Below are 20,063 nucleotides of genomic sequence, written 5' to 3' on the forward strand. Positions count from 1 at the left end.
GTCAGCCGTAGCGGCGCGGGGTCCAGGCGATCGTGCGGCCGTCGGCGCGTTCGACGGCCCGCGTCTGGGAGGAGCCGATGAGCAGGAGGGTCCGCATGTCGACCTCGGAGGGCTCCAGGGTCTTGAGGGTGAGGACCCGGACGGACTGCTCGGGGCCGCCGACGTCGCGGGCGACGACCACCGGGGTCTCGGGGGCGCGCAGTTCGAGCAGGAGGTCGCGGGCGGCGGCCACCTGGTGGGTGCGGGACTTGGAGCCCGGGTTGTAGAGGGCGATGACGAGGTCGGCGGAGGCGGCGGCGCGCAGCCGGGCCTCGATGACGTCCCAGGGCTTGAGGCGGTCCGAGAGGGAGATGGTGGCGTAGTCGTGGCCGAGCGGGGCGCCGGCCGCGGCGGCGGCGGCGTTGGCCGCGGTCACGCCGGGGAGGACCCGTACGGGCACGTCCGCGTACTCCGGCTCGCAGGCGACCTCCAGGACGGCGGTGGCCATGGCGAAGACGCCGGGGTCGCCGCCGGAGACGACCGCGACCTTGCGGCCGCGGCGGGCCAGGTCGAGGGCGAACTCGGCGCGTTCGGACTCGACCTTGTTGTCGGAGCCGTGGCGGATCTGGCCGGGGCGCAGGACCGGGACGCGGTCGAGGTAGGTGGTGTAGCCGACGAGGACGTCGGCGTTGACGAGGGCGCCGCGTGATTCGGGGGTGAGCCAGGGCGCGCCGGCGGGGCCGGTGCCGACGACGGTGACCTCGCCGCGTTCCCGTGCGGGGGGCTCCTGGTCGATACGGGAGGGCAGGACGGCGACGGAGAAGTACGGGACGGTCGACGGGTCGACGTCCGTGAGCCGCTCGGTGCGCTCGCCGGCCATGAACGCCCGCTCCACGTACCGGGCGTCGTCGAGGCGTCCGGCACGCTCCAGGGCCCGCCGGACGGTGGGGAAGGTGCGGCCGAGCTTCATGACGACGGCCGAGTCGGTGCCGGCGAGCCGGGCCGTCAGCTCGTCCTCGGGGAGGGTGCCGGGGATGATCGTGAGGACTTCCTCGGCCTCGCAGAGCGGTTCGCCGAGGCGGGCGGCGGCGGCGCTGACGGAGGTGACGCCGGGGATGACGGTGGTGTCGTAGCGGTCGGCGAGCCGCTTGTGCATGTGCTGGTAGGAGCCGTAGAACAGCGGGTCGCCCTCGGCGAGGACGGCGACGGTGCGGCCGGCGTCGAGGTGGGCGGCGAGGCGGGCCGCGGCCTCCTCGTAGAAGTCGTCGAGGGCGCCGCGGTAGCCGCCGGGGTGGTCCGTGGTCTCCACCGTGAGCGGGTACATGAGCCGCTCCTCGATGTGGTCCTCGCGGAGGTGCTCGGCGGCGATGGAGCGGGCGATGGAGCGGCCGTGGCGGGCCGAGTGGTAGGCGACGACGTCGGCCTCGGCGATGGCCTTCACGGCGGCCACCGTCATGAGGTCCGGGTCGCCGGGGCCGAGCCCGACGCCGTACAGCTTGCCGGCCGCAGTGGTCATGCCTGGATCTCCGCTTCGTGGGCGAGGGCGTTGATCGCGGCGGCCGTCATGGCGCTGCCGCCGCGCCGGCCCCGTACGACGAGGTATTCGAGGCCGAGGTCGTTCTCGGCGAGGGCGTCCTTGGACTCGGCGGCGCCGATGAAGCCGACGGGTATGCCGAGGACGGCGGCGGGCTTGCCGGCGCCCTTGGCGACCATCTCCAGGAGGTGGAAGAGGGCGGTGGGGGCGTTGCCGATGGCGACGACGGAGCCTTCGAGGCGGTCGCGCCAGAGTTCGAGGGCGGCGGCGGAGCGGGTGGTGCCGAGGTCGGCGGCGAGGGCGGGGAGGGCCGGGTCGGAGAGCGCGCAGATCACCTCGTTGTCGGCGGGCAGCCGCTTGCGGGTGACGCCGCTGGCGACCATCTGGGCGTCGCAGAGGATCGGCGCGCCGGCCTGGAGGGCGGCGCGGGCGCGGGAGACGACCTGGGGCGAGTAGGCGATATCGCTGACGAGGTCGGTCATGCCGCAGGCGTGGATCATCCGGACCGCCACCTGGGCGACGTCGGCGGGCAGGCCCGCCAGATCCGCCTCGGCGCGGATCGTGGCAAAGGACCGGCGGTAGATCTCCGCCCCGTCCTTCTCGTAGTCGAACATGCTGGTGCTCTCGCTCATCTCGTCAGCGGGTGGGTGGCCGTGCGGGCCGTGGTGACTGCTTCGGGCAGGGCGGTACGGGGGGTGGGGACGCCGTCCACCAGGTAGGCGCCGTCGGCGGTGGCGACGACGTCGACCCAGGTGCCGTGCGGGTGGCCGCAGCGGCGCTCGCATCCGGAGTAGTGGACGGGGAGACCGCGTACGGGGCCCGGGGCGGCGTCGGCGCGGACGTCCGCGAGGGACTTGGCGCAGCCGGGGCGGCCGGTGCAGGCGGTGACGTTCACCCAGGGGGAGCCGGGGTCGGTGATGAGGCCGTGCTCGGCGAGTCCGGGGCGGTTCGGGGACGTTCCCACGATCACGGCGCCGCGCCACGGCGTCAGCCGTACCTCCTCGGCGGGCAGCAGTGCCCGCAGCTGGGCCGCGGTGAGGCGGCCGAGGGGTGCGAGGACGTAGTGGGCGGCGGGGCCGAGCGGGCCGGGGGCGGGCGGGGGCCCGTAGAGCAGCAGCGATTCCGCCGGGGTCACGGGCTGCGCCGTGATGCCCGCCCGGTCGAGGGCGTCCGCCAGGCCGGGGGCGTACCCCTCGGGGAGCTCCGCGACCCGCCAGGCGCCGGTTCCGGCCGTGCGTGCGGCGTCCAGGAAGGCCCCGGCGGCGGCGAGCGCGGCGCGGGGGGCGTCGGCTCCGGCGACCCGGAACGCCCGCCCGCCGACGTACAGGAGCGCCGACTCCCCCTCCACTGCGACCAAGGTCACATCTCCGCCGAGCCCGGCCACGTCCCCGCGCCCGTCGTCGAGGACGAAGAGGAAACGGCCGGAAAGCGTTGCCGCCCACGGTTCGGCGCAGAGGAGGGCGTCGAGTTCCCTGGCCCACAACTGGACCTCGGGACCGCCGAGTCCGTCGAGGCCGGCGGCGGGGGAGACGACGATGTTGCGGACGCGCTCGTGCGTGGACGAGGGCAGCAGGCCCGCGTCCGCGAGCAGCGCGGCGAGCTCCGCGCCGCAGCCGTCCGCGAGGCCGCGGAGCTCCGCGTTGCCCCGGGAGGTGATGCTGACCGACCCGTCGCCCAGGGACTCCGCCGCGTCCGCCAGCGCCTCGACCTGACGTGCGGTCAGTCTGCCTGCGGGGAGGCGCAGTCGGGCCAGGCCGCCGTCGTCGGCGGCGTGCAGGCGCAGCGCCCCGGGGCAGGCGTCGCCACGGTCCCTTGCGGGGGGTTCGTTCCGCTCGGGCGTCGAGGGTGGGGTGGGCGGCATGGCGGCGAGCATACCCACGGGGAACGGGCCGCTCACCGGGTGTGATCCGGCCGACTCCCCGGCTCTCTTCGGCCTGTCCGCGCCACGATCTAGGATGCAGATCGGCATGGGGTCCCAGGACCCCGGGGAGGAAGCCCGGTGAGAATCCGGCGCGGTCCCGCCACTGTGAGCCCGTACCGGCCGAGCCGGCACGGGTGAGTCAGGAACTCCTGCCATCCATACGACCACCCGGGGCGCGGACAACCCCGAGGAAGGCCTGCGCACGCCATGCTGCTCCTGCTGTCGCACTCCGACACCGACCTGCTCAGCGCCCGCGCGGCGAACGCCGCCGCGACCGGACCGGTGGAGTACCGCTTCGCCAACCCGGCCCGCCTTCCCCTCGCCGACCTCGCCGGCCTCCTCGACGAGGCCGAACTCGTCGTCGTCCGCCTCCTCGGCGGGCTCCGCTCCTGGCAGGAGGGGATCGACGCGATCCGCGCCGCCGGGAAGCCGGTCGTCGTCCTCAGCGGCGAACAGGCCCCCGACGCCCAGCTGATGGAGGCCTCCACCGTCCCCGTCGGCGTCGCCACCGAGGCCCACGCCTACCTGGCGCACGGCGGCCCGGCGAACCTGGAGCAGCTGGCCCGCTTCCTCTCCGACACCGTCCTGCTCACCGGCCACGGCTTCGAGGCCCCGGCGGCCGCCCCCACCTGGGGCCCGCTGGAGCGCACCCCGCGCCGCACCGAGGGCCCGACGGTGGCCGTGCTCTACTACCGCGCCCACCACATGAGCGGGAACACCGCCTTCGTCGGCGCCCTCTGCGACGCGATCGAGGACGCCGGCGCCCAGGCCCTGCCGCTGTACGTGGCGTCCCTGCGGGCCCCCGAGGCCGAGCTCGTCGCCACCCTCGGCGGCGCCGACGCGATCGTCACGACCGTCCTCGCGGCCGGCGGCACGAAGCCCGCCGAGGCGCAGGCCGGCGGCGACGAAGAAGCGTGGGACGCGGGGGCGCTGGCCGCGCTCGACGTGCCGATCCTCCAGGCGCTGTGCCTGACCGGCTCGCGCTCGGCGTGGGAGGAGAACGACGAGGGCCTGTCGCCGCTCGACGCCGCCAGCCAGGTCGCCGTGCCCGAGTTCGACGGCCGGCTCATCACCGTCCCGTTCTCCTTCAAGGAGATCGACGCCGACGGCCTGCCCGCGTACGTCGCCGACGCCGAGCGCGCGGCCCGCGTCGCCGGCATCGCCGTCCGGCACGCCCGGCTCCGCCACATCCCGAACGCCGAGAAGAAGCTGGCGCTCGTCCTCTCCGCGTACCCGACGAAGCACTCCCGCATCGGCAACGCGGTCGGCCTCGACACCCCCGCCTCCGCGGTCGCGCTGCTCCGCCGCCTGATCGCCGAGGGCTACGACTTCGGGCCCGAGGCCGAGCTGCCCGGTCTGGTCTCCGGCGACGGCGACGAGCTGATCTACGCCCTCATCGAGGCCGGCGGCCACGACCAGGACTGGCTCACCGAGGAGCAGCTCGCGAAGAACCCGGTCCGCATCCCGGCCGCCGACTACAAGCGCTGGTACGCCGAACTCCCCGCCGAGCTGCGCGAGCAGGTCGAGGAGCACTGGGGGCCGGCGCCCGGCGAGATGTTCCTCGACCGGTCCCGGAACCCGGAGGGGGACATCGTCCTGGCCGCGCTGCGGCGCGGGAACCTGCTGATCCTCATCCAGCCGCCGCGCGGCTTCGGCGAGAACCCGATCGCGATCTACCACGACCCCGATCTCCCGCCGTCCCACCACTACCTGGCCGCCTACCGCTGGATCGCCGCCCGCGCCGAGGACGGCGGCTTCGGCGCCGACGCCATGGTCCACCTGGGCAAGCACGGCAACCTGGAGTGGCTGCCCGGCAAGAACGCCGGCCTGTCCGCCGCCTGCGGCCCGGACGCGGCGCTCGGCGACATCCCGCTGGTCTACCCGTTCCTCGTCAACGACCCGGGCGAGGGCACCCAGGCGAAGCGCCGCGTGCACGCCACCCTCGTCGACCACCTCGTCCCGCCGATGGCCCGCGCCGACTCGTACGGCGACATCGCGCGGCTGGAGCAGCTGCTCGACGAGTACGCGCAGATCTCCTCCATGGACCCGGCGAAGCTGCCCGCGATCCGCGCCCAGATCTGGACGCTGATCCAGGCCGCCAAGCTCGACCACGACCTGGGCATGGAGGAGCGGCCGGAGGACGACGGCTTCGACGACTTCCTGCTGCACGTCGACGGCTGGCTGTGCGAGGTCAAGGACGCCCAGATCCGCGACGGTCTGCACGTCCTCGGCGGCGCCCCGGAGGGCGAGGCCCGGATCAACCTGGTCCTCTCCATCCTGCGCGCCCGCCAGATCTGGGGCGGCACGCAGGCGCTGCCGGGTCTGCGGGAGGCCCTCGGCCTCGACGAGTCGGCGCCCACGCGCACGGACGCCGACGCCGTCGAGGCCCAGGCACGTGCGCTGGTCGAGGCGATGGAGGCGGCGGGCTGGTCGCCGGAGGCCGTCGAGACGGTCGCCGAGGCGTACGGCTCCGAGGTCCGCGACGTCCTGTACTTCGCGGTCCACCAGGTCGTGCCGCGCCTCGCCGCCACCACCGACGAGCTGGCGCACGCCGTGCACGCCCTGAACGGCGGCTTCGTCCCGGCGGGCCCCTCGGGCTCCCCGCTCCGCGGCCTGGTCAACGTGCTTCCGACCGGCCGCAACTTCTACTCGGTCGACCCCAAGGCCGTCCCCTCCCGGCTCGCCTGGGAGACCGGCCAGGCCCTCGCCGACTCGCTCCTGGAGCGCTACCGCACCGACAACGGCGAGTGGCCGACCTCGGTCGGACTCTCCCTGTGGGGTACGAGCGCGATGCGCACCGCGGGCGACGACGTCGCCGAGGCGCTCGCCCTGCTCGGCGTCCGCCCGCTGTGGGACGAGGCCTCCCGCCGCGTCAACGGCCTGGAGCCGATCCCGCTCGCGGAGCTCGGCCGCCCGCGCGTCGACGTCACCCTGCGCATCTCCGGCTTCTTCCGTGACGCGTTCCCGCACGTCATCGGCCTTCTCGACGACGCCGTCCGGCTGGTCGCGGGCCTGGAGGGCGAGTCCGCCGAGGAGAACTTCGTCCGGGCGCACGCGCAGGCCGACCTCGCCGAGCACGGCGACGAGCGGCGCGCCACCACCCGCATCTTCGGCTCGCGGCCGGGGACGTACGGGGCGGGCATCCTCCAGCTGATCGACTCGCGCGACTGGCGCACCGACGCCGACCTCGCCGAGGTGTACACGGTGTGGGGCGGTTACGCGTACGGCCGCGGGCTCGAAGGCCGTCCGGCCCGTGCCGAGATGGAGACCGCGTACAAGCGGATCGCGGTCGCCGCGAAGAACACGGACACCCGCGAGCACGACATCGCGGACTCGGACGACTACTTCCAGTACCACGGCGGCATGGTCGCGACCGTCCGCGCGCTGAAGGGCACCGCCCCCGAGGCGTACATCGGCGACTCGACCCGCCCGGAGACCGTCCGCACCCGCACCCTCGTCGAGGAGACCTCCCGGGTGTTCCGCGCCCGGGTGGTCAACCCGCGCTGGATCGAGGCGATGCGCCGCCACGGCTACAAGGGCGCGTTCGAGCTGGCGGCGACCGTCGACTACCTCTTCGGCTACGACGCCACGACGGGTGTCGTCGCCGACTGGATGTACGACAAGCTCACCCAGGAGTACGTCCTCGACGCGGAGAACCAGGCCTTCCTGAAGGAGGCCAACCCGTGGGCGCTGCACGGCATCGCGGAGCGGCTCCTCGAAGCCGAGTCCCGTGGCATGTGGGAGAAGCCGGACCCGGAGACCCTGGCCGCCCTGCGCCAGGTGTTCCTGGAGACGGAGGGCGACCTCGAAGGCTCCGACGAGGACTGACGGCCGTTCATACGCCCACGAGTTCCGGGGCCAGCACCAGGTGGCGGCCCCGGAAGCCCTCCCGCAGCCGCCGGTCGTGGCTGACCACGACCAGCGTGCCCGGATAGCGCGCGAGCGCGGCGTCGAGCTCCTCCACCAGGCCGGGGGCCAGGTGGTTGGTCGGCTCGTCGAGGAGGAGCAGCTCGGCGGGTGAGGTCACGAGCCTGGCCAGCTCCAGCTTGCGGCGCTGGCCGGCCGACAGGAGACGCACCGGGGTCGTGAGGTCCCGGGCGGCGAAGAGCCCGAGGGCGAGCAGTTCGTCCTCGCGGCCTTCGCCGAAGGCCTCGCTCACCGTACGGGGGTCGGTGGGCGGGGCCGTCTCCTGGCGGAGCATCCCGACGCGGGCCGGCGCGCTCACCGTGCCGGCGTCCGGGACGAGTTCGCCCGCGAGGACCTTGAGGAGGGTCGTCTTCCCGGCGCCGTTCGGCCCGGTGACCAGGAGCCGTTCGCCCGCGTCGAGGTGGAGGGCGTCGAGCCGCAGCCGGCCGTCCACCCGCACGTCCGCCAGGTCGACGGGGGCGCCTGCGCCGCCGGTGAGGTCCGCGCGGAAGCGCAGCGGGTCGGCCGGGCGCGGTACGGGCCGGGCGGACAGCCGGGCGAGCTTCTCGCGGGCGGCCCTGATCCTGCTCATCGCCCCGTGCGCCCGCGAGCGGGCACGGAAGGCGCCCGCCCCGCTGAAGGCCGCCGGGGCTTTGCGCGGGATCGCGGAGAACCGGTCGATGTGGGTGTCGGCGAGGGCCCGGTACCGGGCGAGCTCCTCCTTCCACTCCTCGTACTCCCGCTGCCTGCGGGCCCGTTCGGCGGCCCGTCCGGCGAGGTAGCCGGCGTATCCGTCGCCGTAGCGGCGCACGGTGTGCCTGTCCTCGTCGACTTCGAGGACGGCGGTGGCGACCCGGTCGAGGAACATCCGGTCGTGCGAGACGGCGACGACCGTCCCCCGGTGGGCGCGCAGCCGCTCTTCCAGCCAGGCGACGGCCTCGTCGTCGAGGTCGTTCGTCGGCTCGTCGAGCAGCAGCAGTTCGGGTTCGGCGGCGAGGACGCCCGCGAGGGCGAGCCGGGAGCGCTGTCCGCCGGACAGGGTGCCGAGCGGCCGTTCCCGGTCGAGCGGTCCGCGCTCGCCGAGCCGCCGCAGCGTCGTCTCCACCCGCCGGTCGGCCCCGGCGCCGCCGCGCGCCTCGTAGGCGGCGAGCAGCTCGGCGTATCCGGCGAGGTCGCCGGTGGTGGCGAGGTCCGCCTCGGCGTCGCGGATCGCCCGCTCCAGGGCTCGTATGCCGGCGAGCGCGTGGTCGACGGCGTCGCCGACGGTGGCGGTCGGGGGGAGGTCCAGGGTCTGGGCGAGGTGGCCGAGGCCGCCGGGGGCGTCGACGGTGACCTCGCCGCTGTCGGGCGTCTCGATCCCGGCGAGCAGCCGGAGCAGGGTCGATTTCCCCGAGCCGTTGTCCCCGACGATCCCGAGCCGCTCGCCGGGGCGCACGGTGAAGGAGACCCGGTCGAGCACCGTGCGGTGCCGCACGTACCGGTCGTCGTAGCGCTTGCCGACCTCGGTGAATTGGGCACGGAACAAGGGGCACCTCCTGCCGTCAGAGACGCGAGACGGTACGTCTCGCTTCGGCGAAGGTACGCCACGGCGCCCAGCTTCGCAAGACGAGACGTCTCGTTTCGTTGAACTCCCCGGGTGGCGGCTCAGGCGGAGGCTATGCGCAGCACCAGCGCGGCCGCCGCGATCAGGGCGAGCGCCGCCGGCGGCGCCACCTGGAAGTCCTTCGCGCGCAGGTGGGTGACGACGGCCCCGGCGAAGTAGAGCACCAGGCCCACGGCCGCGGCCTCGCCGAGCAGCGGGACGAAGAGGCCCGCGACCAGGCCCGCGGCGCCCGCCGCCTTCGCGGTCGCGAGCCACGGAAGCCAGCCCTCGGGCACTCCCAGCTTGGTCATGCTGCCGGTGACCTGCGGGTTCTTGGTGAAGGTCAGGAAGGCGGAGGCGGTGGACGCGAGGGCGAGCAAGCCCGCGACGACGGCGTAGGCGATGGACATGGAGAGGCTCCAACGGTATGGGGACGACAACCGTTGAAGAGTAACAACGATTTCTGTCGCTCCACAATCGTGTTGTTGTTACGGTGGACGACATGGCAGCTCATCCGACCGACCGCCTCGGCTTCCTCCTCTCCTTCCGTGGCGAGCTCACCGGCGCGCGCATCCGCGCCGCCCTCGGTGTGGCCGGGCTGCACCCGCGCAACGCGATGACCCTGATGCAGCTGGCCCCCGGAGCCACCAGCCAGCGTGAACTCGCCCTCGCGATGGAGATCGACCCGAGCCAACTGGTCGCGATCCTCAACGAGTTGGAGGCCGCCGGGCTCGCCGAGCGCCGCCGCGACCCGGCCGACCGGCGCCGCCACATCGTCGAGATCACCCCCGCCGGCACCGCCGCCCTCGACCGCGTCGACCAGGCCGTCGGCGAAGCCGAGCGTGAACTCTTCGGCGACCTCACCGAGGCCGAACAGACCCTCCTGCGCGGGCTGTTGGACCGCGTCGCCGTCGACCCGGCCGCCCACGACTGCGGCGCCGAGTAGGCCCTTCCCCGCGCGGCTCACACCACGAGCCGCACCACGTCCTCGAACTCCACCGCCCCGCCCAGCCACACCACCGGGCCCGCCGGGCCCGGCCGTGTGGAGGAGGTGATCGTGGAGGGGCTGCCGAGGGAGTCCCCCATGTCGACGGCGATGTCGACCGTCATGTGGGTGGGGTCGGCCAGTTGAGCGGCGAGGCACCCCGTGCTGTTGGCGTTGGCGATGTCCTCCGGAACGCCGATCGACGGCGCGAACATCCGGGCCGCCCGCCGCCCCGAGGGTGTCGGCCCCGTGTGGACGTAACAGCCGAGGAGCCCCAGCCAGTCGCACGCGGCACGCAGCCGCCCGGTGTCGGGGGCGAGCCCGGCGAGCACCGCGGGGGAGGTCACCGGGACCAGCAGCCGCGGCCGCCCCGTCGAGGCGACCCGCACCCCGGGCCCGAGCGCGTCCCCCGGGACGCCGAGCGCGGGCAGTACGAGGCCGAGTTCGGCCGCCGTGGGTTCGCGCAGGTCCACCCCGCCGGCCTCGAAGGAGGCCCGGATCCGCCCGCCCTCCCGTACCCACCGGCCCGCGAAGTCCCGCCCCGCCGCCGTCCGCAGGGCGGTCCGGTGGGTGCCGGAGCCCGCACGCCCGGCCAGGAAGGCGAGCGCCGCGAGGGTGCCGTGACCGCAGGCCGGCAGCTCGCCTCCGGAGGTGAAGAAGCGCAGCGAGACCGCCGGGTCGCCGTCCCGCGCAGAGACGAAGACCGCGTGCGAGGTTCCGGCCAGGGCCGGCACCAGGCGCCGCCGCTCCTCGCTCAGCGGCACCTCGTCGAGCACCGCGGTGGGGCTGCCGCCGGCGCCGTCCTCGCGCACGCAGGCGCGGACGACCGTGACGGGCAGCTCGCCGCCTTCCCACCGGTCCCTGGTCACCCCGGAACCCTCCCGCTCCGGAAACGGAAGCACAAGGGGCCGGTGCGCCAAGGGTGTTACTTGTCCTTCGCCGCCTTGACCGCCGCGGCCGCGTCGACGTTCCCCAGGCCGAGCTTGGGGGCCTTGGCCGGGTTGGCGGCCGTGTCGCGGATGGTCTGCATGATCTCGGCGGGGGAGAGGCCCTGCTGGTGGAGGAGGGCGGCGACGGCGGAGACGTACGGGGAGGCCATGGAGGTGCCGGAGAGCTGGCCGTACCCGGTGGTGTTCTTGAGGGTCTCCTTGGTCGTGTACGTCGGGAGGGTCGAGAGGATGTTCACGCCCGGGGCCGACACGGCGTTCTGCGCGCCGAAGTTGGTGAAGGAGGCGGCCTGGCCGTTCCGGTCGGCGGCGTTGACGACGAGGACCGGGGTGTCGACCTTGTAGGGCTGGAGCGCGGTGGAGTCGTTGCCGGCGGCGGCGACGACGACGGCGCCCTTGCCGTTGGCGTGGGAGATGGCCTGGTTGAGGATGCCGCCCTTGAGGAGGCGGGCCATCAGGCCGGATTCGCCGAGGGAGAGGTTGATGACGTGGGCGCCGTGGTCGGCGGCCCAGACGATGCCCTTGGTGATGTTGGCGTCGCTGCCGCTGCCGTCCGCGCCGAGCACCCGGACCGGCATGATCTTGGCGCCGGGGGCGCCGCCCGCGACACCGATGCCGTTGTCGGTGTGGGCGGCGGCGATGCCGGAGACATGGGTGCCGTGACCGTTGAGGTCCTTGGGCTCGTCGTCGTTGTCGACGAAGTCGTAGCCGTCGACGAGGCGGCCCTTGAGGTCGGGGTGATCGAGGTCGACGCCGGTGTCGACGACGGCGATGACGGTGTCGTCGCCCTTGGAGGTGGACCAGGCGTCCGGCAGCTTCAGCGCGTCGATGCCCCACTGCTTGCCGCGCAGCGGGTCGGGTTCGCTGTCGTCGCCGCAGCCGGTGACGAGCCCCGCGGTGAGGGCGGCGAACGCGGTGAAGGCGGCAAGAGTGGCGGGCCGGCGGCGCATGAAGATCTCCCCATTCGTCTGCGTTTGACCCAGTGAACAACCGGTTCGGGCGCGTCGCATCTCGAGCGATCTTCTGGAGTGATCTTCTCGCGCGACCTCTCTCGCAACGCGCATTGTTCTAGTAGAGTGCGAACAAGGGAGGTTTTCATGTACCGTGCCACGCCTCGTCTCCGCGCGCTCGCCGCGCTGCCCTTCGACCTCGCGCTCGCCGCCTACCTGGTGGTGTTCGCCCTCTGGTACGACCGGCTTCCGGACCCCCTCGCCACGCACTTCGGCGGCGGGGGCGAAGCCGACGGCTTCACCGGCCGGGCGATGTACGGCCTCGTCGGTACCGGTCTGCTGGTCGGACTCCGGTTCGGCTGGATGTTCCTCGTCCGCCGCAACGCCCTGTGGGGAGCCTGGGCGACCGCCGGCTTCATCGGCCCGCTGCTCTTCCTCGTCGTACGGGACAACCTCGACACCGCCGACGCGGCCGGGGTCGAGTCGCCCCTGGCCAACCTCGTCGTCGCCGCGGCGGCGGGAGTCCTCTGCGCTCTCGTCGGCCTGTTCCTGACCAGGTTCGTCCCCGAGCCGGACACCGAGACCCCCGCCGGGCAGGGGCCACGGCTCCGGCTCGGGGCGAGCGAGGTGGCCGGCTGGACGCGGACCACCGGCTCCTGGCCGCTCGCCGGCGTCGCGCTGCTCGCCCTCGGGGCGGTGCCGTTCGTCCTGGCCTTCGTGCCCTGGCCCTGGAGCCTGTTCGCCTTCGTCGACTTCGCCGTCGTCGTCCCCGGGCTCGCCCTGGCCCGCATAAGGGTCAGCGTCGACCGCCGCGGCCTCACCGTCCGCCCGGCCGTCGCCTCCTGGCCCCGCATCCGGATCCCGCTCGACGAGGTCGCGGACGCCGACGTCCGGGACATCCACGCCGTCACCGACTTCGGCGGCTGGGGCTACCGGGTGCGGGCCCACCGGACGGGCGTGGTGCTGCGGTCCGGTGAGGCGCTCGTGGTGCGGCGGGACGGCGGGCGGGAGTTCGCGGTGACCGTGCCGGACGCGGGGACGGCGGCCGCCCTCCTCAACGCGCTGGCCGAGCGGCATGGGAAGGTCTGAGCGTGCTCTTCCGTGTCGACCAGGCCTCCTCCGTCCCCCTCGGCGACCAGATCGCCGCCTGCGTCCGGGGCGCGCTCGCCGACGGTTCGGCGGCGCCCGGCGAACGCCTCCCGGCCGCGCGCGAGCTCGCCGACTCGCTCGGCGTCAACGTCCACACCGTCCTGCGCGGCTACCAGCGCCTGCGCGAGGAGGGCCTCATCGAGCTCCGCCGGGGCCGCGGCGCCCTCATCGTCCCCGGCGCCACCGCCCCCGACCGCGCCCGGCTCGTCTCGCGTCTCCGCGAGGCCGCGGTGGAGGCCCGCGAGCTGGGCCTCAGCGACGAGGAGTTCGTGGAACTGGCCCGTACGAGCCTGGGCTAGCCGGAGCACGTCAGCCCAGCTCGCGTACCGGCGCGCCCGCGAGGAAGGCCTCGATGTCCTCGACGGCCTCGCCGAAGTAGACGCCGTAGTTGGCCTCGGTGACATAGCCGAGGTGCGGGAGGGCGAGGACGTTCGGCAGGGTGCGGAGCGGGTCGTCGGCGGGCAGGGGCTCGGTGTCGTACACGTCGAGGCCGGCGCCGGCGATCCACCCCTCGCGCAGCGCCCGCAGGAGCGCCTCGCCGTCGACCAGACCGGCCCGTGAGGTGTTCACGAGGTACGCGGAGGGGCGCATCGCGCGCAGTTCGGCCTCGCCGACCAGGCCGCGGCTGCGGTCGGAGAGCACCATGTGGAGCGAGACGAAGTCGGCGGCGGCGAAGAGTTCGCCCTTGTCCTTCGCGAGCCGCGCGCCGTGCCCGGCGGCCCGCTCCTCCGTCAGGTTCGGGCTCCAGGCGACGACGTCCATGCCGAAGGCGCGGCCGACCGCGGCGACCCTGGCGCCGATCTTGCCGAGGCCGACGAGGCCGAGGGTGCGGCCGGCCAGGTCGGTGCCGACGGTGGACTGCCAGGGCCCGCCCTCGCGCATCGCCTGCGCCTCGGTCCGTACGTGACGGGCGAGGCCGAGCAGCAGGGCCCAGGTCAGCTCGGTGGGCGGCTCGGACCCGCTGCCCGTGCCGCTGACGACGACGCCCCGGGCACGGGCGGCGGCGAGGTCGATAGAGGCGTTGCGCGGACCGGAGGTGACGAGGAGCCGGAGCCGCGGGAGGCGGGCGAGGAGCTCCGCGTCGAACCGGGTCCGCTCCCGCATGATCACGGCGATCTCGCAGTCCCCGATCGCGGCGGCGACCGCGTCCCGGTCGCCGAGGTGCTCGCGGAACACCCGGACGTCGACGCGGTCGGCGAGCGGGCTCCAGTCGGCGGAGGTGAGGGCGACGCCCTGGTAGTCGTCGAGTACGGCGCAGCGCAGCTTCATGTCGCCATGATCGCCGACGCCCCCGTGCGCCGCCCAGGGCGACAGAACGGCCCGCCTCTCGGAGAATTGCCCTGTTCTGTCTCGTTATGAGAGTGGGTGCCCATGGCCGTGGCCGGTGACAGTGCCGACGAACTCGCCGTACTCCGGGCCCGGGTGGCCGCCCTCGAAGCCGACAAGGCGGCCGCCCCGCCACCCCGCCACCGCCTCCGCTCCTTCTTCTCCGCCCTGCTGATCGTCCTGGGCTGCGTGTTCGTGCCGCTCGGCATCGTCGCCTCCTGGACGGCCGACATCGTCGGCGACACCGACCGCTACGTCCAGACGGTCACCCCGCTCGCCTCCGACCCGGACGTCCAGGCCGCCGTCGCCGACCGGGTCACCACCGCTGTGATGGACCACATCGACCTGGCCTCGCTCCTCGAAGGCGTCGCTCCCGACCAGCGGCCCCTGGTGGAGAAGGCCCTCGGCAAGCTGGGCGGTTCGCTGGAGAGCGCCGTCGGCAGCTTCGTCCACGACCGTGCGCAGGACGTCGTCGCCTCGCCCGCCTTCGAGACCATCTGGACCGATGCCAACCGCGCCATCCACACCTCCCTCGACCGGGCCCTGACCGGCAGCGACGACGGCGCCGTGAAGATCGACACGGACACCGTCTCCATCGACCTGGCGCCCGTCATCGACCGGGTGAAGGAACGGCTCGTCGACTCCGGGCTCACGGTCGCGGGCAAGATCCCCGAGGTCCACACCGACTTCACCGTCGTCAGGTCCGAGGACATCGGCAAGGTGAAGACCGGCTTCTCGCTCCTCCAGACCATGGGCGTGTGGCTGCCGGTCATCGCCGTCCTCCTGGTCGCGGGCGGGGTGCTGCTGGCCGCCCGCCGGCGCCGCACGCTGGTCGCCGGCGCCCTCGGCGTCGCCTTCGCCGCGATCGTCCTCGGCGTCGCCCTCACCGTCTTCCGCACGGTCTATCTGAACGCCCTGCCCGCCGGCGTCTCGCCCGCCGCCGCCGGATCGGTGTACGACACCCTCATCCGCTACCTCCGCACCTCCGTCCGGGTGTTCGCGGTCCTCGGCGTCCTCATCGCCCTCGCCGCCTGGCTCTCCGGACCGAGCCGCCCCGCCGTCCTCACCCGCGGCCTCTGGCACTCCGGCATCAGCGCCACCCGCGCCACCGCCGACCGCGCCGGCCTGCGCCTCGGCCCCGTCGGCCCGTTCGTCCACCGTCACCGCACCTGGATCACCTGGCTGCTCGTCGCCGCCGCGGCCGCCGCCTGCGTCTTCTGGCCCCACCCCACCGGCTGGGTCGTCGTCGGCCTCGCCCTCGCCCTGCTCTTCGCCCTGGCGATCGAGGCCTTCCTGGCGGAGGAGCCGGAGGACGGCGGCCCGAGCGAGCCGACCGGGAAGACCGCCTAGAGGTTCACGCCTAGACGTTCACGCAGGGAAGTCCTTCTCCAGGCGGGCCGGTACGAGCGCCGCCCCCGCGAGGAGGCCGACCGCGATCGTGGTGACGACGGTGACGAAGTCCATCAGGTCGTGGAAGCCGTGCAGCACGTGACCGCCGGCCAGGGAGGTCAGTGCCCGCAGGCCGAGGGAGCCGGCGGTGAGGGTGAAGAAGCCGCCGAGGAAGAGGACGAGCCGGGGCGGGCGCCCGGCGGGCCGGGAGAGCAGGTCCGCCGCGACCGCGAGGGCCGTCGCGGCGACGAACGTGCCGACGACCTCGCCGAGCAGCGCCGTGCCGGCCGCCTGCACGCCCAGCGACAGGTAGACGAGCGCCGTCACCCAGCCCGCGACCCGCCACGGCACCCCGAACGCCAGGATCAGGCCGACCGTGAACACCGCCCAGCTCCCGACGATCACCCACCGGGACAGGTCCGTGTCCCCCGCGGTGTCGAGGAGCGCGCTCGTCGGGGTGCCGGTGACGGCCACGCCGATCAGGACGCCCACGTACAACTGGAGGAGCAGGACGAGGGCGTAGACGAGCCGGACGGCACCGGTCGTCATGAAGCCGCCGACGAGTTCGGCGGCGGACGCGCTCAGCAAGTCGCCCGGCACGAAGAAGAACAGCGCCGGAAGCATGATCAGCACGGGTCCGCCGGCGCCGTCCCCCGGCCGCAGCACACCCAGGGTCACCAGGGACACCAGGGTGGCGGCGAGCAGCGGCAGCACGTGGGCGAGGCGCGGCCGCCGGTCCGACAGGACGGTCAGCGTCGCCACCAGGGCCGACAGGAGGGCGGTGGTGCCGATCTCGTACCAGGTCGGCTGGACGGCGGGCGCGAACCCCACCGAGAACAGGACGATGCCGAGGCCCCGGGCCCAGCGCGGCACCCGGGAGGGCAGCCGCTCGACCCGCCGCAGTCCGGCCGTCGCCTCGGACAGCGGCGGCCGGGTCTCCCGTACCCGCTCGACGAACTCCTTCAGGGCCACCACCCGGTCGAGCCGGGCGACGTCGGGGAACGCGGTGACCGTCGAGGTCAGGGTGCGGCCCCCGGCCGTAACGGAGACCACGGCCCCGTCCGCGACGAGCACGGTCTCGGCCTGCCCGCCGTACGTCCGGGCGAGCCCGCGGACGACCCGGTCGACGCCCTCGGCGCCCTCCCCGCTGAACCGCAGCATGAAGCGGGCGAGTTCGCGGAGGAAGGCGTGCAGGGCGTCGGGGTCGGGGGCGTCTCCGCGATCCGGGGACGTGGTCAAGCGGGGTTCCTCACCGGCGTACCGTGCTGTCCGTCTTCAGGTCGTCCACGGCGTCGTCGAACTCGTCGACCTTGTCCGGGCAGTAGACCTGGAGGACGATCCGCTCGGCCTCGACGGCCTTGGTGTCGGAGATGACGGGCCGCTGGCCGGGGCCCGCGGCGCCGTTGGACTGCTGGATCTTCCACAGCGCGGTCTTCAGGGCGTTGCCCGGTTCCTCGCAGACCTGGCCGCCGTCGGTGCCGAGGAGCCGCTCGACGGTGTCGGTGTCGGGGGAGGGGTAGCCGGCCTCGACCAGCTGCTCCTGGAGCTGGTTGGCCTTGGAGAGCGTCCGGCTGTTCGTCTTCACGCTCGCGTAGCGGATCACGCCGGTGACGGCGAGGCCGACGAGGATGACGATCGCGCCCCAGTAGATCCACTTGTGCTCGGTGGCGAAGCGGGTGGGGCTCATGACCGGTCTCCCTCGCTCGACGGGTCACCGGCGGCGGCCGTGCGCCACTCCGGCTTGCGGAACTTCAGGAACAGCCACGGGATCAGCAGGCCGAGGATGATCAGGCCGCCGCCGATGACGAGGACGTACGAGAGGACGCTGTTGCCGCCGAACTGCGAGGGCGGCACGAAGCCGATGGCGAGCGCCGCGAGCGAGGCGAGCAGGCCGACCGAGCACAGCAGGCCGAGCGCGGGCGCCCGGTAGCCGCGCGGGTGGTCGGGCTGGGTCTTCCGCAGCCGCATCGCGGCGGCGAACATCAGCAGGTAGACGATCAGGTACACCTGCGTGGTGATGGTCGAGAAGATCCAGTAGACGCTCGACACGTTCGGGATCAGCGCGTAGAGCAGGGCGATCACCGAGGTCACCACGCCCTGGGTGACCAGGATGTTCTGCTGGATGCCGAACTTGTTGAGCTTCTGCAGGAACGGCGGCAGGTAGCCCTCGTGGCGGGAGATCTCCAGGAGGCCCTTGGACGGCCCGGCGAGCCAGGTCAGCATGCCGCCGAGGGAGGCGGAGATCAGCATGACGGCGGCGATCGGCGTCATCCAGCCCACGTTGAAGTACGAGAAGAACGCGTCGAACGCCTGCATCACACCGGCCGTCAGGCTCAGCTGGTCGGACGGCACCACCCAGCTGATCGCCAGCGCGGGCAGGATGAAGATCAGCAGCACCAGGCCCATCGCCAGGAACATCGACTTCGGGTACTCCTTCGCCGGGTCCTTCAGCGAGGAGACGTGCACCGCGTTCATCTCCATGCCCGAGTACGACAGGAAGTTGTTGACGATCAGGACCAGGCTCGCGAGGCCCGTCCACTGCGGCAGCAGATGGCTCGAGTCCATCGGCGCCGCCGACGGGTTGCCCTCGCCGAGGAACACCATGCCGAGGACGACGAGGACCGTGCCCGGCACCAGCGTGCCGATGATCAGGCCCCAACTGGAAAGACCCGCGAGGGCCTTGGTCCCGCGCGAGGACACCCACACGCCGGTCCAGTACAGGACCATGATGACGATCGCCGTGTAGACGCCGTTCGACGCGAGCGAGGGGTCGATGACGTACGCGATCGTCGAGGCCACGAAGGCCAGCAGACTCGGGTAGTAGAAGATCGTCATCGCGAACTGGCACCACACGGCCAGGAACCCCAGCGGCTTCGACAGGCCCTCCGCGACCCACCGGTACACACCGCCGCTCCAGCCCGAGGCGAGCTCAGCCGAGACCAGCGCCGTCGGCAGCAGGAACACGATCGCCGGGATGAGATAGAGGAACACGCAGGCCAGGCCGTACACCGCCATCGTCGGCGCCGCCCGCAGACTCGCCACCGACGCCGTCGTCATCAGCGCCAGCGTCACCCACGTCATCGTCGTCGGCGCCGCAGGACGCGCCGCCGCACGCGGTCTGGGCACCTCCGCCGGAGTGTCGATGCTGCTCACGAGCCCTCCCTCACGTCACCCGTCACACGATCACCTCAGGCTCGAACGGCCCCGGAAGAGCGGCAACCGGTGTCGGCCGTACGGGGGACGGGCCCGCGCCCGGGCGCCTCGGGGCGTACGGGCGCCCGGTTCGCCGCCTTCAGGGCGCTCGTGCCTTCAGTGCGTACGGCTGAAGGAGCGGCGGTACGAGCGGGGCGGGACGCCGCGGCGGCGGACGAACTGGGCGCGGAGGACGGCGGCGCTGCCGAAACCGACGGCGTGGGCGATCTCCTCGACCGGGAGGTCGGTGGTCTCCAGGAGCTCCTCGGCGCGGCTGAGCCGCAGCCCGAGCAGCCAGGCGTGCGGGGTGGTGCCGGTGGAGGCGGCGAACCGGCGGGCGAAGGAGCGGCGGCTCATCAGGGCCCGGCGGGCCAGTTCCGCCACCGGGAGCGGCTCGTGCAGGTGCTCCCTCGCCCAGGCGAGGACCTCGGTGAGGCGCTCGTCCCTGCTGTCCTCCGGGACCGGGGTGGCCAGGTACTGCGCCTGGCCGCCGTCGCGGTGCGAGGGGAGCACCAGGTCGCGGGCGATGGCGTTCGCGGTGGCCGCCCCGTACTCCCGCCGCAGCAGGTGCAGGCAGAGGTCGAAGCCGGCGGCGGCGCCCGCGCCCGTGACGATCCGGCCCTCGTCGACATAGAGCGCGTCGGACTCGACCGCGATCCCGGGGTGGCGCTCGGCCAGGAGCCCGGCGAACCGCCAGTGCGTGGTGGCCCGCCGCCCGTCGAGCAGCCCGGCGGCCGCGAGCGCGAACGCGCCGACGCAGTGCGCCGCGACCAGGGCGCCCCGCGCGTGCGCGGCGGCCAGCGCGTCGAGCACCGCCGGGGCCGGGGGCGTGCGGAACCCGGCCCACGGCAGCGCGATCACCAGGTCGGCGGCGGCGAGGCGGTCGAGACCGTGCTCGACGAACAGCGGCAGCCCCACGTCCGTACGCACCCGGCCCGGCCGGTCCGTGCAGAGTGCGAAGTCGAACCGGGGCAGGTCCTCCCCGCGCGCGTCGAACACCTCCGACACGATCCCCGCCCCGAGCATGCCGACACCGGCCGGGGCATAGGCGGCGACGGTCGTGAACGGCGGCATGCGGGGAGTCTGGCACGCGGGGGACCGGCCGCCCACGGGGAGGTCCGGCGGCAGCCGTGGACGCGATGGCACGATTCCCGCGATCAGTGGCAGCACGGCCACTCGTGAACGAACCGGCCGCGCAGAAGA

Annotated in this window: 17 protein-coding genes and 1 riboswitch; of the genes, 5 read left to right on the plus strand and 12 right to left on the minus strand. The window is 73.7% G+C overall.

What is annotated here, in order from left to right; all coding sequences use genetic code 11:
• Window position 1 precedes the first annotated feature (1 nt).
• The 3 genes from ACZ7G1_RS19465 to ACZ7G1_RS19475 are packed head-to-tail and all read right to left on the minus strand — an operon-like array spanning window position 2 to window position 3,386.
• The gene (locus ACZ7G1_RS19465; protein ID WP_470874325.1) at window positions 2-1,495 is read right to left on the minus strand and encodes a precorrin-2 C(20)-methyltransferase; all 1,494 of its coding nucleotides are present in this window, start codon (window positions 1,493-1,495) and stop codon (window positions 2-4) included.
• Window positions 1,492-2,145, minus strand: coding sequence for a precorrin-8X methylmutase (locus ACZ7G1_RS19470; protein WP_470874327.1), 654 nt, complete (start codon window positions 2,143-2,145; stop codon window positions 1,492-1,494). The genes ACZ7G1_RS19465 and ACZ7G1_RS19470 overlap by 4 nt, the downstream gene beginning before the upstream one ends.
• Window positions 2,142-3,386 carry a cobalamin biosynthesis protein CobG gene (locus ACZ7G1_RS19475; protein WP_470874407.1) on the minus strand — a complete coding sequence of 415 codons (1,245 nt, stop codon included), beginning with the start codon at window positions 3,384-3,386 and terminating at the stop codon, window positions 2,142-2,144. Before ACZ7G1_RS19475 ends, ACZ7G1_RS19470 begins: the two co-directional genes overlap by 4 nt.
• Before the next feature lie 83 nt (window positions 3,387-3,469).
• Window positions 3,470-3,595: riboswitch (cobalamin riboswitch) on the plus strand.
• Between the two features lie 46 nt (window positions 3,596-3,641).
• Here ACZ7G1_RS19475 and cobN point away from each other — a divergent pair.
• Complete coding sequence (gene cobN / locus ACZ7G1_RS19480; RefSeq protein ID WP_470874329.1) at window positions 3,642-7,262, plus strand: cobaltochelatase subunit CobN; 3,621 nt, start codon at window positions 3,642-3,644, stop codon at window positions 7,260-7,262.
• Between the two features lie 7 nt (window positions 7,263-7,269).
• On the opposite strand, the gene abc-f is transcribed toward cobN, so the two are convergent.
• Window positions 7,270-8,865 (minus strand): ribosomal protection-like ABC-F family protein, encoded by a 1,596-nt coding sequence (gene abc-f / locus ACZ7G1_RS19485; protein ID WP_470874330.1) that lies wholly within the window; start codon window positions 8,863-8,865, stop codon window positions 7,270-7,272.
• 119 nt (window positions 8,866-8,984) lie between these two features.
• Complete coding sequence (locus tag ACZ7G1_RS19490) at window positions 8,985-9,332, minus strand: DoxX family protein (protein WP_470874331.1); 348 nt, start codon at window positions 9,330-9,332, stop codon at window positions 8,985-8,987.
• 92 nt (window positions 9,333-9,424) lie between these two features.
• On the opposite strand from ACZ7G1_RS19490, the gene ACZ7G1_RS19495 reads away from it, so the two are divergent.
• Window positions 9,425-9,868 (plus strand): MarR family winged helix-turn-helix transcriptional regulator, encoded by a 444-nt coding sequence (locus ACZ7G1_RS19495; RefSeq protein WP_470874332.1) that lies wholly within the window; start codon window positions 9,425-9,427, stop codon window positions 9,866-9,868.
• A 17-nt stretch (window positions 9,869-9,885) separates the two neighbouring features.
• Here ACZ7G1_RS19495 and ACZ7G1_RS19500 read toward each other — a convergent pair whose 3' ends face one another.
• Together ACZ7G1_RS19500 and ACZ7G1_RS19505 are read right to left on the minus strand one after the other, a co-directional pair.
• A complete protein-coding gene (locus ACZ7G1_RS19500; protein WP_470874334.1) occupies window positions 9,886-10,776 on the minus strand; it encodes a PhzF family phenazine biosynthesis protein in 891 nt (296 codons plus the stop codon).
• A gap of 56 nt (window positions 10,777-10,832) precedes the next feature.
• The gene (locus ACZ7G1_RS19505; RefSeq protein ID WP_470874336.1) at window positions 10,833-11,804 is read right to left on the minus strand and encodes a S8 family peptidase; all 972 of its coding nucleotides are present in this window, start codon (window positions 11,802-11,804) and stop codon (window positions 10,833-10,835) included.
• Window positions 11,805-11,951: 147 nt separating this feature from the next.
• Here ACZ7G1_RS19505 and ACZ7G1_RS19510 point away from each other — a divergent pair, with 147 nt between their 5' ends.
• Entirely contained in the window at window positions 11,952-12,893 is a 942-nt protein-coding gene (locus ACZ7G1_RS19510; protein WP_470874337.1) for a DUF1648 domain-containing protein, read from the plus strand.
• Window positions 12,894-12,895: 2 nt separating this feature from the next.
• Entirely contained in the window at window positions 12,896-13,252 is a 357-nt protein-coding gene (locus ACZ7G1_RS19515) for a GntR family transcriptional regulator (RefSeq protein WP_470874338.1), read from the plus strand.
• 10 nt (window positions 13,253-13,262) lie between these two features.
• Here ACZ7G1_RS19515 and ACZ7G1_RS19520 read toward each other — a convergent pair whose 3' ends face one another.
• On the minus strand, window positions 13,263-14,222 hold the full coding sequence (locus ACZ7G1_RS19520; RefSeq protein WP_470874340.1) for a D-2-hydroxyacid dehydrogenase family protein: 960 nt from the start codon (window positions 14,220-14,222) through the stop codon (window positions 13,263-13,265).
• 102 nt (window positions 14,223-14,324) lie between these two features.
• On the opposite strand from ACZ7G1_RS19520, the gene ACZ7G1_RS19525 reads away from it, so the two are divergent.
• On the plus strand, window positions 14,325-15,629 hold the full coding sequence (locus ACZ7G1_RS19525) for a hypothetical protein (protein WP_470874342.1): 1,305 nt from the start codon (window positions 14,325-14,327) through the stop codon (window positions 15,627-15,629).
• 18 nt (window positions 15,630-15,647) lie between these two features.
• Here the strand turns inward: ACZ7G1_RS19525 and ACZ7G1_RS19530 are convergent, their stop codons facing one another.
• From ACZ7G1_RS19530 to ACZ7G1_RS19545, 4 genes are all read right to left on the minus strand, one after another.
• Window positions 15,648-16,907 (minus strand): threonine/serine exporter family protein, encoded by a 1,260-nt coding sequence (locus tag ACZ7G1_RS19530; RefSeq protein WP_470874343.1) that lies wholly within the window; start codon window positions 16,905-16,907, stop codon window positions 15,648-15,650.
• A 10-nt stretch (window positions 16,908-16,917) separates the two neighbouring features.
• Window positions 16,918-17,355, minus strand: a complete 438-nt coding sequence (locus ACZ7G1_RS19535; protein WP_470874345.1) for a hypothetical protein — start codon at window positions 17,353-17,355, stop codon at window positions 16,918-16,920.
• Window positions 17,352-18,821, minus strand: coding sequence for an APC family permease (locus tag ACZ7G1_RS19540; protein ID WP_470874346.1), 1,470 nt, complete (start codon window positions 18,819-18,821; stop codon window positions 17,352-17,354). The genes ACZ7G1_RS19535 and ACZ7G1_RS19540 overlap by 4 nt, the downstream gene beginning before the upstream one ends.
• A 156-nt stretch (window positions 18,822-18,977) precedes the next feature.
• Window positions 18,978-19,934, minus strand: a complete 957-nt coding sequence (locus tag ACZ7G1_RS19545; protein WP_470874347.1) for a GlxA family transcriptional regulator — start codon at window positions 19,932-19,934, stop codon at window positions 18,978-18,980.
• Window positions 19,935-20,063: the final 129 nt, after the last annotated feature.

Source organism: Streptomyces sp. NPDC037273 (assembly GCF_055603625.1).

Excerpts from the sequence above, each read along its gene's own strand:
- ACZ7G1_RS19475 (WP_470874407.1), bottom strand. The coding sequence starts at position 3,386 with ATGCTCGCCGCCATGCCGCCCACCCCACCCTCGACGCCCGAGCGGAAC.
- ACZ7G1_RS19525 (WP_470874342.1), top strand. The coding sequence starts at position 14,325 with ATGGCCGTGGCCGGTGACAGTGCCGACGAACTCGCCGTACTCCGGGCC.
- ACZ7G1_RS19510 (WP_470874337.1), top strand. The coding sequence starts at position 11,952 with ATGTACCGTGCCACGCCTCGTCTCCGCGCGCTCGCCGCGCTGCCCTTC.
- ACZ7G1_RS19520 (WP_470874340.1), bottom strand. The coding sequence starts at position 14,222 with ATGAAGCTGCGCTGCGCCGTACTCGACGACTACCAGGGCGTCGCCCTC.
- ACZ7G1_RS19465 (WP_470874325.1), bottom strand. The coding sequence starts at position 1,495 with ATGACCACTGCGGCCGGCAAGCTGTACGGCGTCGGGCTCGGCCCCGGC.
- ACZ7G1_RS19495 (WP_470874332.1), top strand. The coding sequence starts at position 9,425 with ATGGCAGCTCATCCGACCGACCGCCTCGGCTTCCTCCTCTCCTTCCGT.
- ACZ7G1_RS19505 (WP_470874336.1), bottom strand. The coding sequence starts at position 11,804 with ATGCGCCGCCGGCCCGCCACTCTTGCCGCCTTCACCGCGTTCGCCGCC.
- ACZ7G1_RS19545 (WP_470874347.1), bottom strand. The coding sequence starts at position 19,934 with ATGCCGCCGTTCACGACCGTCGCCGCCTATGCCCCGGCCGGTGTCGGC.
- ACZ7G1_RS19470 (WP_470874327.1), bottom strand. The coding sequence starts at position 2,145 with ATGAGCGAGAGCACCAGCATGTTCGACTACGAGAAGGACGGGGCGGAG.
- ACZ7G1_RS19490 (WP_470874331.1), bottom strand. The coding sequence starts at position 9,332 with ATGTCCATCGCCTACGCCGTCGTCGCGGGCTTGCTCGCCCTCGCGTCC.
- cobN (WP_470874329.1), top strand. The coding sequence starts at position 3,642 with ATGCTGCTCCTGCTGTCGCACTCCGACACCGACCTGCTCAGCGCCCGC.
- ACZ7G1_RS19535 (WP_470874345.1), bottom strand. The coding sequence starts at position 17,355 with ATGAGCCCCACCCGCTTCGCCACCGAGCACAAGTGGATCTACTGGGGC.